Source organism: Halalkalibacter lacteus (genome assembly GCF_036663595.1).
GTDB lineage: Bacteria > Bacillota > Bacilli > Bacillales > Bacillaceae_D > Halalkalibacter > Halalkalibacter lacteus.
The window spans coordinates 88,602-104,099 of the sequence record NZ_JAWRVL010000016.1; the positions used below are offsets into that span (position 1 = coordinate 88,602).

Below are 15,498 nucleotides of genomic sequence, written 5' to 3' on the forward strand. Positions count from 1 at the left end.
CTCCCTTTTTTCTTGATTCTAGCCGATTAGCTCAAACACACCAGCAGCTCCCATCCCGCCGCCAATACACATTGTTACAATACCAAATTGTTCATTGCGTCGTTTCATCTCATGCACGAGTGAGAGCGTCAATTTTGTTCCTGTGCATCCTAAAGGGTGACCAAGCGCAATTGCACCGCCGTTGACATTAACCCGATCAAAATCGAGCTCAAGATGGCGAATCACTTGTAGAGCCTGCGCGGCAAACGCCTCATTTAACTCAAACAACCCTATGTCAGCTAACTCTAATCCTGCTAGTTTAAGAGCTTTTGGAATCGCTTCAACTGGACCAATCCCCATAATTTCAGGAGCAACCCCAGCTACAGCGAATGACCGAAATTTCAAAAGGGGGGTAAGCCCATTTCTCATTGCCTCTTCACGGTCCATTAATAAGACAGATGCTGCTCCATCACTCATTTGTGAAGCATTCCCAGCTGTTACACTCCCTAATGGATGAAAAGCTGGGCGAAGTTTAGCTAATCCTTGTGCTGATGTATCGGGTCTCACGCCTTCATCTGTATCAAAGCTCATGTGTTTTTCTTTTAGTTTGTGATCTGCTCCAACTGATCGAAGCGTGACATCAACTGGGACGACTTCCTCTTTGAACCTTCCTGCTGCGATGGCAGCTGCAGCTCGTTTGTGACTAATTACGGCAAACTCATCTTGATCAGCGCGGCTCACCCCGAAACGATTTGCCACCTCTTCTGCTGTATAACCCATTCCCATGTAATATTCAGGTTGCTCTTCAACCAGCTTGGCATTAGGGGACATTACATGCCCGCCCATTGGGATCATACTCATTGATTCTGCGCCACCAGCAATAATGGCTCTGGCATGACCGAGCATGATTCGTTCAGCTCCATACGCAATGCTTTGTAGCCCTGACGAACAATAACGATTAATAGTAATTGCAGGAACGGTATTGGGCATTCCTGCTAAGGCAGCAATATTTCGAGCCATGTTCATGCCTTGTTCTGCTTCTGGCATGGAGCATCCGATAATGACGTCATCAATGTTTGTCGCGTCAAAATTTCCAGCACGTTTTAACGTTTCTCGTACTGTTAATGCTCCTAAATCATCAGGACGAACGTTTGCTAACGTACCGCGTTTTGCTTTTCCAACTGGTGTTCTTGCACCCGCTACGATAACCGCTTCTCTCATTGTTATTTTCCCTCCTCTACCTCGAGTCCATTAGTTACGAAGTGGTTTGCCCTTTGTTAACATATATTGCATACGCTGTTGCGTTTTCGGCTCAGCCACTAAGCTTAAAAAGGCTTCACGTTCGATGTCGAGTAAATATTGCTCATCAACGTAGGTTCCTTTAGGTACTCTGCCACCAGCAATGACAAACGCGAGTTTTTCAGCAATTTTTAAATCATGGTCTGAAATCAGGCCCCCGAACATCATCGTTTTCGCACCGAGAAGCATCGTTGCGTATCCAGTTTCACCAACGACTGGAATTTTCGCTCTTTCAGGCGGGCGATACCCTGTGGCCGATAAATGAAGAACTTCTTGCTTCGCTCGATCTATGAGTAAGTCACCATTTATGATGATGTCATCACGTGCACTTAAGAAACCATTTTCTTTTGCTTCTTGTGCTGATGTTGAGACTTTTGCCATTGCAATCGTTTCAAACGTTTTAATTGCGACCGCTTGCAAGTCTCTTCCAGATAATCTTTCTAAATTGCGGAGGTACAATTCTTTGTTACCGCCACCACCTGGGATCACACCAACTCCAACTTCTACTAAGCCCATATACGTCTCAAGCGATGCTTGAATACTAGCTGATGGCAAACATATTTCCGTTCCTCCACCAAGTGTCATGCCAAACGGTGCTGTGACAACTGGTTTTTCTGAATACCGAATAGTAGCCATAGCTTGCTGGAATTGACGAACAACAAGATCAATCTCAAAGAAATTGTCATCCTGTGCTTCCATTAAGATCATCATTAAGTTCGCACCTACACAGAAGTTTTTGCCTTGGTTGTTAATAACGAGACCTTTGTAGTTCTTCTCCACTTCTGCAATCGACTTATTAATCATTTGAATGATATCAAATCCGATTGAATTGTTCTGTGAATGGAACTCAAGTAGCGCTACGTCATCTCCAATATCAAGTAACGTTGCACCAGAATTTTTCATAATAACATCGTCTGGTTTCAAAGTTTTAAGGTTGACAATTTTTTTATTAACAAGCTTCGGTGCGTAACGACCTTCATGGTAGAAGGTCTCGCCTTTGTAAAAACTTTCTTGTCCTGCTTCGAGCATTTCTTTTACCCATGCTGGGACCTGTTCGCCTTCTTTTACCATACGATTTACTGCTTTTCTAACACCTATCGCATCCCATGTTTCAAACGGACCAAGCTCCCAGCCAAAGCCCCATTTCATTGCTTGGTCAACTGCATGAATATCATTGGCAATTTCGAATGCTTTTTCAGCTGAATACAATAATGTTTGCTTCAGTAAGTTCCAAATTAACTGACCTGCACGATCATCTGCATAGGCTAATACCTTTAACTTATCAGGAAGCTTCTTTGCTTGTTTCGCTTGCTCCACTGACGCTGCCTTTAATTTTTTCCGTTCCTCATATTCAAGAGTATTCGGGTTTAATTCGAGAATCTCACTGCCTTTGTCACCTTTTTTCTTCAAAAAGAACCCTTGCCCACTCTTGCTTCCGATCCAGCCTTTTTCCGCTATTTTTTTCATGAAGGGAGCTGGATCAAATACGTCTTTTTCTGTGCCATCAACGACATCATAAACGTTTTTTGCTACGTGCAAAAACGTATCAAGGCCAACGACATCAAGCGTTCGAAACGTCGCACTTTTCGGGCGGCCAATGAGCGGACCTGTCACAGAATCAATTTCTCCTACTGAATATCCGCCTTTTAACATTTCATTGACAGTAACAAGTAAACCGTACGTTCCAATTCGGTTCGCGATAAAGTTTGGCGTGTCTTTTCCTTCGACAACACCTTTGCCGAGAGTCTCCTCGGCAAACGCTTTCATGAATGTAAGTACGTCTTTATTCGTATGTTTTGTAGGAATTATCTCTAATAACTTTAAGTATCTTGGAGGGTTAAAAAAGTGCGTTCCTAAAAAGTGCGCTTTAAAATCATCAGAGCGTCCTTCAGACATTGCTTCAATTGAAATACCTGATGTATTAGAACTAACGAGTGTCCCAGGCTTTCTAACAGCAGCAATTTTTTCAAATAATTGCTGTTTAATGGTCAAGTTTTCAACAACAACCTCAATGATCCAATCAACTTCCTGAAGGCGATTGACATCATCTTCAAGATTTCCAGCTTCAATTAAGTTACCTTTTGCTTTGGAAGAAAGTGGTGCTGGCTTTTGCTTACTAAGATTGGCAATCGCATCCGTACTTAATCGATTGCGAACTGCATAATCCTGTATAGTCAACCCTTTTGCCTGTTCTGCGTCTGTCAGATCTTTCGGTACGATATCAAGTAATAATGTTGGAATTCCAACATTTGCTAAATGAGCAGCAATCCCTGAACCCATGACACCTGAACCAATTACGGCTACTTTGCGAATATGAAAAGACATAATCCTCCCCCTTTTCCTGCACGAATTCACATCATTTGATATTGTCTTATTATTTTAAAAAATGAATGACTATTCATTTTTTCTCCAAAAAAAACATCCACCTTAAATGCCATTTTCTAAAGCTATCATACCGAATATTCACAATTTACGCAATAGATAAATTTAAACGAATTACCAAAAGGGTCTTCTCTTTTGGTAATTTGTTTAGCAATGAGTGGAGCCGTTGCTTTCTTTTTAGGGAGCTAGGGGCGTTCTTCCCCTTGCGACCGTTCAACGTGCGGAACCATTGCCTCCTCCTCACTCCAAAAAGGTTGTCTTCTCTTTTGGTAATTTCTTTTCTCAAATTAAGGAAATCCTACCTAGTTCATTCATACATAATTAAGCAGGTTATATTTCACACTAATGAGGTATCCGAATGACGGATACGTTGTCATGAGGCAACATCCAAAGGAGGGTATAGCATGAACCAACAACAAATGATGCAAGGACAACAATCTCAACAACAGCCAATGGGCATGCAGGGACAAAATCAACAAGCGATTATGCCAGAACCACCCGCAGTGATTACAACGAAAGATCAGCTTTATTTATCTGATATGCTTTCGTGGAATTTGCTTGCGATGAAAAAAGCGCACTTTTTCGCGCAACAATGTCAAGACCAGGAAATCAAAATGACCATAGAAAAGGCTGGACGTATGCATCAACAACATTATGAAAAAATTTTAAGTCACCTGAAAACAACGAACCAACAAGCATCGATCCCGATGCAATAGTTTGAGGATTTAGTACTATCTTAAGGGGGCATCAGCATGAGCCAGCAACAACAAAAGATCCAAAATCCAGAAATGCAAATTCAAAAAACACCGCAAATGAACGATCGAGACTTCATTAATGATATTTTGGCAATGGAAAAAAGCATGACCAATTCCTATAGTGTTGCCTTAAATGAAATGAGTCATGGGCAACTTTACCAAGACCTATCATCTGTGTTTAATCAAACACAAGATTGTCAGCGCGAGTTATACAATGTCATGTTCCAAAAAGGATTTTACTCTTTAGAAGCTGCTGACGGGCAAAAGCTCGATCAAACGTATCAGCAGTTTTCTGGTTATAGTAGTCAATTTCCGTATCAACAGTAATCAAACGTACTAGCTTTTGGGAGAAACCAAAGTTATTAATCCTTTGGTTTCTCCTTTTTCAGTGCCCTCATGTAATGTCCGAAAGGCTTCCTTGTTTCTATTATTCAAATATGAATCATCTTTAAATACCATATCCAATTTACCTATATTGATTACTCCAAATCTTCGCCACTAATACTCTGAATTAGAATTTGATACTGATCTAATTTATTAGATCTTAAAAAGCATATTAAAAAGACCCTTTCCCAAATGTCCCCCTCCTTAATTAACTCGAGTTAATCTATATGTATGTCCATCTCTAATTAGTTATTCAGCAAAACCGTTGATATAACAAGCTTTTACATTTTTCAAATTAAAAAAGCATTACTGGTTTGTTAAACAAGTAATGCCTTTTCTAACGTTAGGTTGTTGAATCGGACTCCGACTGTTTTGTTTATTTTTGCGCTTTGTTGTTTTCCATCTCTCTATCCTTTTGGACTGAGCTTTGGCCATTTTCGGTCTTGTGCTCGTCTTGCTTTGACTCTTCTTCTCCAGCCGCTACTTCTGAAGTAGCTTTTTCAAAGTTATTCACTTGACCACGAGATACAAAGCTTTCAAGCATAGCTTTTAAGTCCATCCCAGTGCTTTCTTTTAAACTTTCTTGCAAGCCTAACATCGTTTTTGTGACATTGTTTGTAATCTTAGCGGCACCACCGTTTGATTCAGATCCGCCCATATCAATGACTTTCATTCCTTCAATTTTTGATAGAGGTTGCGCGATTTCATGTGCATACTTAGGCAGCATCTCGATAAACATTTCAAGAATCGCAGCTTCGCCGTATTTCTCCATTGCTTTTGCCATAAGTTCTTTCGCTTCTGCCTCAGCACGACCTCGCTCACGAATAACCTCAGCTTCTGCTAGACCATTCTGTTTTTCGATCATCGCCTTTGTTTCTCCGTCAATTCGTGCCTTTTCAGCTTCTGCTTCGGCATTTGCTTTGATATCATATGCATTTGCATCAGCTAAAGCCTTACGTCGCTTTTGTTCCTCAAGTTCAAGCTCTACTTGTCTTTGTCGTTCGATAAATTGAATCTTCATTTCTTCTTCTTTCACTTGTTGAGCGAGTGTTGCTTTTTCTAGTTCATATGATTGTTCTGACTTCGCTCTCGCTCGTTCTGTTTCTTCTTTAATTCTGGCAGCTTTAATATCTTTTTCTTTCTTTGATTCAGCAATCGCACTTAGTCGCTTATTTTCCTCATCTTGAGCTTCTTGATCATTTCTTGCTTTATACATACGTGTTTCTTTTTCTGCATCCGACTCTGCCATGTCAGCTTTTTTGCGAATTTCAGCAATACGCGGGCGCCCTAAGTTGTCTAGATAACCATTTTCTTTATCAGCGTCACGAAGATCATCTAACCCAAACGAAGTGATTTTAAAGCCCATATTATCGAGTTCTTGTTGTGCGATGTCTTGCACTTGATGATTAAACGATTCACGGTCATTATTTATTTGTTCCACCGTCATTTTTGATAAGATCGCACGAAGGTTCGTACCAAGAACTTTTGACACTTCTTCCTCAATTTCACCTTGTTTTTTTCCTAAAAACTGCTCAGCGTAATTGGCAATTCCAATTAACGTATCAGCAATTTTTACTGATGTCACTGCATCTGCTATAACCGGGACACCTTGTGACGTGTAAACTTTTGGCGTTGTTAACTTGATTTGGAAAGAATTTAAATCCACGGGTGTGCATGTTTGAAACATCTTCAGGCGAATCCCGCCACCACGAATAATTTTCAAACTTCTTCCATTTTCATCAAAGAAAATTCGTGTATCTTCTTCTGGATTCCCAAGCTTTGGACCTGTAATAATTAACGCTTGATTTGAACTAGCTGTCCTATACCGCTTTTTGAAAATAAAAAAACCAATTCCACAACCGATTAATAGGATGAAAAGTAAGATACCGGTAAGAATTAACCATATCATGCTCATCATAAAAGCATCACTCCATATAAAAATTTGAGATAGACGTAGGTAGTGCTTCGTCCCTCTAATAATATGTACGTTTAACTATTTGAATGGTTTCACTTTTTCGGAAAAAAATGTCTTTTTTACTTCTAGAGCCAATGGTTCATATTCAAAGAAATACAGTTGACAGGCTCTTGTTTTTGGTAAAGCCCTTTTTCCTAATTAGCACTCTTTTCAGCTACAACAAAAAAACCACACGGCTTCAACAGCCATGCGGTTCTTCATTCTTACAGCAATGTTACGAGTTTGCCCACATAAGTAAACTAGCACAACCTAAAATTTCCTCTGGAGGTCCTACTCGACTAACCACTCCATTTTCGATAAAGACGATACGATCTGCCAGTGCTTTGGCATCTTCTTGATCATGGGTTACAAAAATAGAGGTTATTCCCGTCTGTTTTAAAATCCCTCTCAGTTCATCTCTGATTTTCACCTGAAGATTAGCATCTAGGTTACTAAAAGGTTCATCAAAAATAAGCAAGGAAGGCGCAGGAGCTAGAGCTCTCGCAAGGGCGACTCGCTGCTGCTGTCCACCACTTAACTCAAATGGATAACGGTCCTTATAATCAGTTAAATTAATTAACGATAACATCTCATCTAATCGATTCTGTTTTTGCCTGCGTGTCATTTTACGTAACCCATATTGAACATTCTTCGCTACGGTCATATGAGGGAAGAGCGCATAATCTTGAAAGACCATCCCCACGCCACGTTTTTCAGGTTCTGTAAATTGATGATGATCAATGATTGTTTTACCATTAATTGAAATGGTCCCCTTATTAGGGGTTTCTAGTCCTGCCAGTAATCGTAAAATCGTACTTTTCCCACTTCCACTTTCACCAAGAATACAAACAATTTCGCCTTGTTCCATCTCCAATGAAAAGTCTTTAATCGTCGGTTCACTCGCTTTTTTGTATTGATACTGCAAATTTTCAATTTGTACAAACATTAGCTACTCTCCTTATCTAAGACTTTATGAAAGAGGAAAATACAAATTCCACTGATTAAAATAATAATAATCGATGCTAGAGCCGCTTCATGTACTCTTTCATCATTAGCATACTTAAATGCTTGAGTAGCTAATGTTGAAAAATTAAAAGGCTGCAGGAACATCGTTAATGGCAATTCTTTTAAAATATCAACAAAAACAAGAATAAATCCACTAAAGATCGCTCCTTTTAACATCGGAATATCTACCTTGAAAAATGTTTTAACGGTTGAGTATCCAAGTGTCCTTGATGCTTCCGTAAAACTATTCCCCACTTTTTCAAAACCAGATTCAATCGAATTGTAACCAATCGCTAAAAAACGAATAATATAGGCGGAGACTAACATCACAAGACTGGTCCGTAAAACAAAGACTGGATCAAAATGAAAAACTGCAGAAAGAGACGCAATATATCCATCTAAGATCATAAAGATACTAATTACCGCGATCGCGATAGCAGCACCAGGTATTGAGTACCCAAGCGTCGTAACTTTTGAAAATGCTTTTGTAAATCGACCTTGATGTAGTCGCGTATAATTGGCAATGATTAATGAGATCAGCACAATAAGCGATGCAGCAACACTCGCCACTAAAACAGAATTATAGATTAATGTGAGAAATTGCTCACTAATAATTTTTTCATATGTTAGTAAAGCCCATTTGATTAACTGCAAAAAAGGAACAATGAAGGCTATCGTAAAAATGCCAAAACAATAAGAAAAAACGAACCACTTCTTCATGCCTATTAATTGCTTAGGTTCAATCGGACGAACCTTTGAAGTTGAGTAACTATATCGCTTCCGACCTCGGATGAGCTTTTCTATTACCAAAATAAAGATAACTAGAAACATTAAGGTTCCAGCAAGCTTTAATGCTGAATCAAGATCTTTCATGCCATACCAAGTACGAAAAATGGCGGTACTAAATGTTTGAATTCCGAAATAACTAACAACCCCATAATCATTTAACACTTCTAACACAACCAATGTAACACTACCGACGATTGCAGCCCTTGAAATCGGGATGATAACTCGAAAGAACGTTTTAAAGGAGTTATCTCCTAACAGCTTCGCATTCTCAACGATAGAGGACGATTGATTTTGCAAAAAGCTTTTTGTAATCGTATAGACATAAGGGAAAAGAAAGATTGTGAAAATAAAGGTAGCACCCTGCAATGTCATGATATTAAAGTAGCTTTGATTCACCGAAATGTCATACATATTCCGTAACGTCGTTTGGATGACACCTGTATAATTTAATAATCCATGATAAGCATATGCCCCAATATATGGCGGTATCGCCAGCGGCAAGATCAAACCCCATTTTAAAAAGTTACGCAAAGGAAATTTGTACATCGTAATAAACCAAGCTAAGCTAACGCCAATAATCGTCGTAGCCATTCCTGTGAACGTAACGATTACCAAAGTATTATAAATATAATTCCTAAGCAAATAATCTTTTATATGCTGCCAATTTTCATTTGGCTCCGTAAAAAGTTGAATACCGATTAAAAAATTAGGAATTAATATAATAGAAACAAAGAGTAAGCTTAGTATCGCCCATATATTTAGTTGTTTTTTCGTCTGCTGGATTAGTCTCAATGTCGACACACCTTATACTTATTTCCTACATTATAACGAAAATCATTCTCAAATGGAAGAACTATCACACATGAAAAAATTGGGACAGCTTCTCTTTTTATAGGAAATGTACCGTATCGTTGATGATACGGTACATTTCCATTATTAGAAACTCTACTTCCAGCCAGCTTGATCAAATAATCGAATCGCTTGTTGTTGGTTTTCACCTAAAACAGACAAATTAATATCTTGTTCTTTAAACTCACCCCAAGATTTAAGAAGTTCATTTGGCTCAACATTTGGATTTACAGGATATTCATTGTTTGCCGCTGAAAAACTTTCCTGCGATTCTTCACTAGTTAAAAACTCCATTAATTTAATAGCACTCTCTTTGTTTTGAGCATGTTTTGTTAAAGCAATACCACTAATGTTAATATGCGTACCAGTCGTTTCTTGATTTGGGAAAAAGACTCCCACAGACTCAGCTACTTTTACTTCCTCTGCATCTTCTGAATGTAGCATGTTACCAATATAATACGTGTTCATAATCGCAACATCACCTTCACCAGCAACAATTGCTTTTGCTTGGTCACGGTCATTTCCTTGAGGAGCTCTTGCCATATTTTTTACAATACCTTCAGTCCATGATAACGCTTCTTCTTCGCCATTGATCTCAATTAAAGATGCAAGCAAAGAAACATTGTACATGTTATTTGACTCGCGAACAGTAACTCGCCCTTCCCACTCTGGCTCAGTTAAAGCTTCATAAGTAGAAAGTTCAGCTGGATCCACACGGTCTTTTGCATAAACGATTACACGTGCACGTTTTGTTAGACCAAACCACTCGTTATCAACATCACGTAATTTTTCAGGAATATTTGAAGCAAGCACTTCACTTTCTACCGGTTGGAGTAAATCACTCTCACTTGCAACATGTAAGTTACCAGCATCTGCTGTAATAAATAAGTCTGCCTCAGTACTTTCCCCTTCAATGTTCAAACGTTCAATTAACTCATCGCCTTTTCCTTCTACAACATTTACTTTAATACCCGTTTGCTCTTCAAATAATTTATAAAGTTCTTGATCAGATTCATAGTGTCTACTTGTATAAAGGTTTACTTCGCCACTTTCTTCTTCTCCTGCAGCTTCCTCACTTGATCCTTCACTTTCACCTTGCTCTGTTTCAGCTTCTTCTGGCTCTGAAGCTGGTTCTTCACTTGCACCACACGCTGTGACAACAGCTAGTGCTAAAGACATCAATCCGAATAACATGATTTTTAAAGCTTTACTCATCGTATGTACCCTCCACATATGTTTTTCTAACAATGACGGTAATGAAAATCATTATCATCAACCCCATTTCAAATTGTAATGTAAGTGATAATCATTGTCAACATTATTTTACTTAGTTTTTCATATGTTTTAATTTTATGAGCAATTTCAAAGAAAATATTTTAGTCCATCACCAACCTTCTTCTCGCGTCATTTCCTCTTAGAAATTATCACGACAATGTTTTTCAGTGAATTGAATTAATCCCATTAGAAAAACACCCCTAAAATCGTTTCATTTCTTAAAACGGTTTGGGGGTGTTTTAAAGGTAAGCATTCTATGAGACAAACCACTTACCCTTTTTTATATCTTCTTCGATCCAACCTAGAAGTGATCTCTACAGGAATGTTCTGTTTTAATGTAGTTCGGTTATGAGTAATCGTAATATATAAGAAAAGTGCCAGCGTAACTCCTGTTAATCCTCCAGAAAAATCCAATATAACATCTTGTAGCAATGGAGTTCGATTCGGTGTAAAAGCTTGATGAATTTCATCTGAAATTGCATATAATAGGACAAAAGTTAATGAAGCAAAAAAGCTAACTCGCTTTCTCAGACCACTTGCCCATAATGCTCGATAAGAAAGAAAACCAAGAACAAAGAAAAAGCTAAAATGAGCCCCTTTACGAATCATAAATTCGATAAAACTGTCCAATCCCATTCTTTGAACACTGATCTCATTTCCCGCATAAGTAAAGTGAATTCCTCTTACATATTCCTCAAATCTGCCAACAGCAATTCGGTCTTTTAGAATCAGTAACATTTCTTCAATTCGAAAGGCAAACAGAACCCCAATAACAACTAGCACAGCACCAAGAAATAAGAGTAAAGAAAAAATCGCTAATTCCTTCAGCACTCTTTTATACCCTCTTTTCCTAACAGCTTTCACTAGAAAATAGACTGCTAGAATAAAGGTTACAAGTAATAGAATTCCAATCAACACGGCAACTAACTTCCACTTCTCAACCATAACTTGAAGCGTTTCCTTGAAGCCATTTTCCTCTACGTATAATCGATGCTCTACATGTTCTACTTTTATTTGATTGTACATTTCTTTCATTTTTTCTAAATCGGTAATTTGACCAACATACGGTCTCAGGTCTTGCTGCTCATATGATTGTGAAGAAGCAGTAAAAATCATCGCTGCAACGAATAAGACAGGTAACCAGTAGAAAACGACTAGTTTCATTTTCATAGACATTCCCACTTTACCATTTTTTACATTAACTAGTAATCGATTAAAATAATTATATCACAAAAACGCAAAAAAGGATCTGATCTAGTTCAGTTAACTAGTCGTATCAGACCCTACTCATATCAATTAAGATTTGAATCTATTATTTAAAAGTCACCTTAATAACTTTTTTTGGAAGTCCAGTCTATTCTTCGCATTTCCTTTGACGATAATATCTACCCCACTATCAATCGTTCGATCAACATGTCCACCCTCAATTACTTTCATAGCGGCTTCCACGCTTAAATATCCCATATCATATGGGTTCTGTGCTACTGTCCCGGGTAACGTACCTTCTTCAATCAATTCAATCATTTCATTGATCCCATCCGTCCCTATCACTGGAATGGTTAGTCCTTCTTTCTGAATAGCCTCTACTGCATCGAGCGCCATTCCATCATTTGTAGCAATAATACCTTTCACTCTAGGATACTCCTCTAAAATGGTTCCCACTGCTTCCTTCACTTGCAAAGGACCATAGGATACATCTATTTCTTCTGTTACCACTTTGATTCCGATCGCTTCTAAACTTACTTTCGCTCCATGTATCCGTTCTTCAGCGACTGGACCGATTGAATCAACACCTATAATAGCTACTTCATTGCCAGGCTGTAGTTGTGATCCTAATAATGCACCTGCTCTTTCACCCAAAGAAACATTATCAGTCCCTATATACGTCGTTTTGTTTTGCCAAAGAGCATCAGTATCTATTAGCATAACAGGAGTATTTTTTTCAACAACACCTTCTAAATAGGAAATCATATTATCGGGATAAATAGGGGATATAATTAAAATTCCAGGATTTTCTTTCATTACAACCTCTAACATCTCAATCTGCCCTTCATGTGAGCCATCATCAGGGGCCACAACTTTACCTTCTATTCCAAAATCTTTGAAACCTTTTTCTGCTCCAGCTTTTATAAGCTCCCAATATTGCGAATTTAAAACTTTTAAAACAATGACAACTTTAGGTTTTTCATTTATAAATGACTTCGGTATAAGAGCTAATAAAATAACAAAAAATCCAAAGACAATAAGCACTACTATTAATCTTTTTTTCATTTTCAATGTGTTCGTCCCCCTAATTTCAACTATAACAGGGAATTTCTTATCTATCCATATTCGTTCTTCATACTCAATTCTTAATGTAAAAATCAATTAATTACTTACTTGCTAGCTCCACCATACATCTCAAAAAATGTCTATGTAGTCAAATAAGGAAAAGGCAGGAAAATGACTATTCCTGCCTAAACCATGTTAACTTATACTCCCTTATTTTGCTTGTAGCCTCCACATAACACTTGTAAAATCACCTTGCACTTTTGGAATGTTGACCCCGACATTCATCAGCTCATCTCCATAATATGACTCGCCTAGTTCAGCGATTGCATATTTTTTATTGGGATCTAACCCTTGTAGCTTTGCTGATAAGAACGGAGAATTCCCTTCATCCAACACTTTAAAATGAGCAAAAACAGCTTCTGATCTGTCTTCAGACACAAACATCCATGCTGTTTCATTTCCTTCAAACGGACTAAGTAATCGATAAAAGTCACCAAATTGAATGAGCGGTCTAATTTCTTTATAATAGTTCACTTGATCGATCACGGCATGTTGCTCTTCTTCGGTCATTTTCGTTAAATCAAGTTCATAACCAAGATTTCCAGACATCGCGACATGGCCACGCATTTCAAGTGACGTTATACGTTTCAATTGATGGTTTGGTACATCGGATACGTGCGCTCCCATTGAACTAATTGGATACACAAGACTTGTACCATACTGTATTTTTAAACGAGAGATCGCATCTGTGTTGTCACTCGTCCATGTTTGCGGCATGTAATAAAGCATTCCTGGGTCAAAGCGACCGCCTCCTCCAGAACAACTTTCAAACAAAATATGTGGAAACTTCGATGTGATCTCTTCCATCACACGGTATAATCCAAGTACAAACCTGTGAGCTACTTCTCTTTGACGTTCAGCTGACAATGTTGCCGAACCAACTTCTGTCATATGTCGATTCATATCCCATTTCACATAGGTGATCGGTGCACTCGAGAGAATCGTGGATAACCTGTTAATAATCTCATCGCAAACTTCTTTACGTGAAAAATCTAAAATTAATTGATTTCTTCCTGTCGATTTCTTGCGATCTGGTACATGAATGCACCAGTCTGGATGCTCTCTGAACAGGTCACTGTTCTCAGAAACCATTTCCGGTTCAAACCATAAGCCAAATTGCATATCCCTATTACGGACATTATCGACTAATGAATCAAGACCATTTGGAAGCTTGTTTTCATCAACAAACCAGTCACCTAGAGAGGTATTGTCATCATCACGCTTCCCAAACCAGCCATCATCTAACACAAACAACTCAATTCCTAAGTCTTTCCCTTTTTTCGCTATATCTTTGATTTTTTCTTCGTTAAAATCAAAGTAAGTCGCTTCCCAGTTATTAATTAAGATCGGACGAGTTTTGTCTCGAAACTCCCCACGACACAGGCGAGTCCGGTATAATTTATGGAACGTTCTAGACATATGACCTAAGCCTGTAGAAGAGTAAACCATGACTGCTTCTGGAGTTTGGAATGTTTCTCCTGGTTCTAATAGCCACGTGAAATCAAATGAGTTAATCCCCATGGTCAGACGTGTGCAATCAAATTGATCCACTTCTACTGATGCTTGAAAATTCCCACTGTATACAAGATTAATTCCGTACGCATCCCCATGATCTTCCTTAGTATCTTCTCTTACTATCGCTAGGAACGGATTTTGTTGGTGACTACTTGTACCGCGACGGCTTTCAATGGATTGAACACCATAACGTAGACCCGTTCGATTAATAAACCGTTCTCTTTCATGAGCGCCATACAGAGTAATCATCTCGTATTTATGATCTCTGAAATCAACATTCATACTAGCAGCCTTTAAAATTTTCAAATTTTGATTACCTTCATTTATTAGGTGAGCAGATCGAGTAATCACATCAAGATCAGCATAAGCAGTGTAGGCAAGCTTTACTTTTAAGCCAATCACCTCATCAAAAAGGATAATCTCTAACGTCTCAGCTTCTTCCTCTGATTCAATATACGTTGCAGGAAGACCTGTAAGCGTTGGCTTTCCTTTTACAATGGTATGTGATTCGTAACGTAAATCTGTAATCGTGCTGCCATTTTCTAGCTGAACTTGATAAGCAGGTGCTCTGAAATCTGTATTCCCATATGCTGGATATTCCTGCGGCAAAGTATCAAGTGAAAACGTTCTGTCACTTGACACAGGATTCGGTGAAAAGCCACGATCACGATATTGAACTTGATTCGAATGGTTGTATTCGTTTATTTTCTTTCCCCAATAAAGATGAGCTAAATAGCCATCGTTAATAATTTGCATCACGTAGCTCGTGTTTTTTGCTTGTAAATGAAACGTTTTTGTATTTGTATCAAACGTAATAGCCATGGTTTCCTCCTGTGAGCCCTTCTTTTATTTAATCGCTCCTTTTGTCACTCCACTAATAATCCATTTCTGTGCAAATAAATATACAATTAACATTGGCAATAATGCGAGTAAATAAGACGCAAAGGCTAAGTTATAGTTCACGCTAAATTGCGATTGGAA

11 protein-coding genes and 1 pseudogene are annotated in these 15,498 nt (G+C 38.5%); 2 read left to right on the forward strand and 10 right to left on the reverse strand.

The genetic code is table 11. The features are described 5' to 3' along the window. Positions 1-18: 18 nt before the first annotated feature. The gene (locus tag SAZ04_RS13235; protein ID WP_332695848.1) at positions 19-1,200 is read right to left on the reverse strand and encodes an acetyl-CoA C-acetyltransferase; all 1,182 of its coding nucleotides are present in this window, start codon (positions 1,198-1,200) and stop codon (positions 19-21) included. A gap of 30 nt (positions 1,201-1,230) precedes the next feature. Further along, complete coding sequence (locus SAZ04_RS13240) at positions 1,231-3,603, reverse strand: 3-hydroxyacyl-CoA dehydrogenase/enoyl-CoA hydratase family protein (protein ID WP_332695850.1); 2,373 nt, start codon at positions 3,601-3,603, stop codon at positions 1,231-1,233. Positions 3,604-4,064: 461 nt separating this feature from the next. Between SAZ04_RS13240 and SAZ04_RS13245 the strand changes: the two genes are divergently transcribed. Then, complete coding sequence (locus SAZ04_RS13245) at positions 4,065-4,376, forward strand: hypothetical protein (RefSeq protein WP_431309003.1); 312 nt, start codon at positions 4,065-4,067, stop codon at positions 4,374-4,376. Between the two features lie 36 nt (positions 4,377-4,412). Beyond that, a complete protein-coding gene (locus SAZ04_RS13250; protein WP_332695852.1) occupies positions 4,413-4,742 on the forward strand; it encodes a spore coat protein in 330 nt (109 codons plus the stop codon). A 433-nt stretch (positions 4,743-5,175) separates the two neighbouring features. Here the strand turns inward: SAZ04_RS13250 and SAZ04_RS13255 are convergent, their stop codons facing one another. The 8 genes and pseudogenes from SAZ04_RS13255 to SAZ04_RS13290 form a co-directional block, all read right to left on the reverse strand. Then, a complete protein-coding gene (locus SAZ04_RS13255; RefSeq protein WP_332695874.1) occupies positions 5,176-6,714 on the reverse strand; it encodes a flotillin family protein in 1,539 nt (512 codons plus the stop codon). A gap of 274 nt (positions 6,715-6,988) precedes the next feature. Continuing rightward, positions 6,989-7,699, reverse strand: coding sequence for an ABC transporter ATP-binding protein (locus SAZ04_RS13260; protein WP_332695854.1), 711 nt, complete (start codon positions 7,697-7,699; stop codon positions 6,989-6,991). Next, complete coding sequence (locus tag SAZ04_RS13265; protein ID WP_431309005.1) at positions 7,699-9,330, reverse strand: ABC transporter permease; 1,632 nt, start codon at positions 9,328-9,330, stop codon at positions 7,699-7,701. Before SAZ04_RS13265 ends, SAZ04_RS13260 begins: the two co-directional genes overlap by 1 nt. Before the next feature lie 162 nt (positions 9,331-9,492). Continuing rightward, positions 9,493-10,611 (reverse strand): Fe(3+) ABC transporter substrate-binding protein, encoded by a 1,119-nt coding sequence (locus SAZ04_RS13270; RefSeq protein WP_332695858.1) that lies wholly within the window; start codon positions 10,609-10,611, stop codon positions 9,493-9,495. Positions 10,612-10,941: 330 nt separating this feature from the next. Beyond that, positions 10,942-11,841, reverse strand: a complete 900-nt coding sequence (locus tag SAZ04_RS13275; RefSeq protein WP_332695860.1) for a VanZ family protein — start codon at positions 11,839-11,841, stop codon at positions 10,942-10,944. Positions 11,842-11,994: 153 nt separating this feature from the next. Further along, the gene (locus SAZ04_RS13280) at positions 11,995-12,942 is read right to left on the reverse strand and encodes a sugar ABC transporter substrate-binding protein (protein WP_332695876.1); all 948 of its coding nucleotides are present in this window, start codon (positions 12,940-12,942) and stop codon (positions 11,995-11,997) included. Between the two features lie 210 nt (positions 12,943-13,152). Further along, on the reverse strand, positions 13,153-15,339 hold the full coding sequence (locus tag SAZ04_RS13285) for an alpha-galactosidase (protein ID WP_332695862.1): 2,187 nt from the start codon (positions 15,337-15,339) through the stop codon (positions 13,153-13,155). Between the two features lie 24 nt (positions 15,340-15,363). Further along, a pseudogene (locus tag SAZ04_RS13290) lies at positions 15,364-15,498 on the reverse strand (carbohydrate ABC transporter permease); the annotation flags it as partial.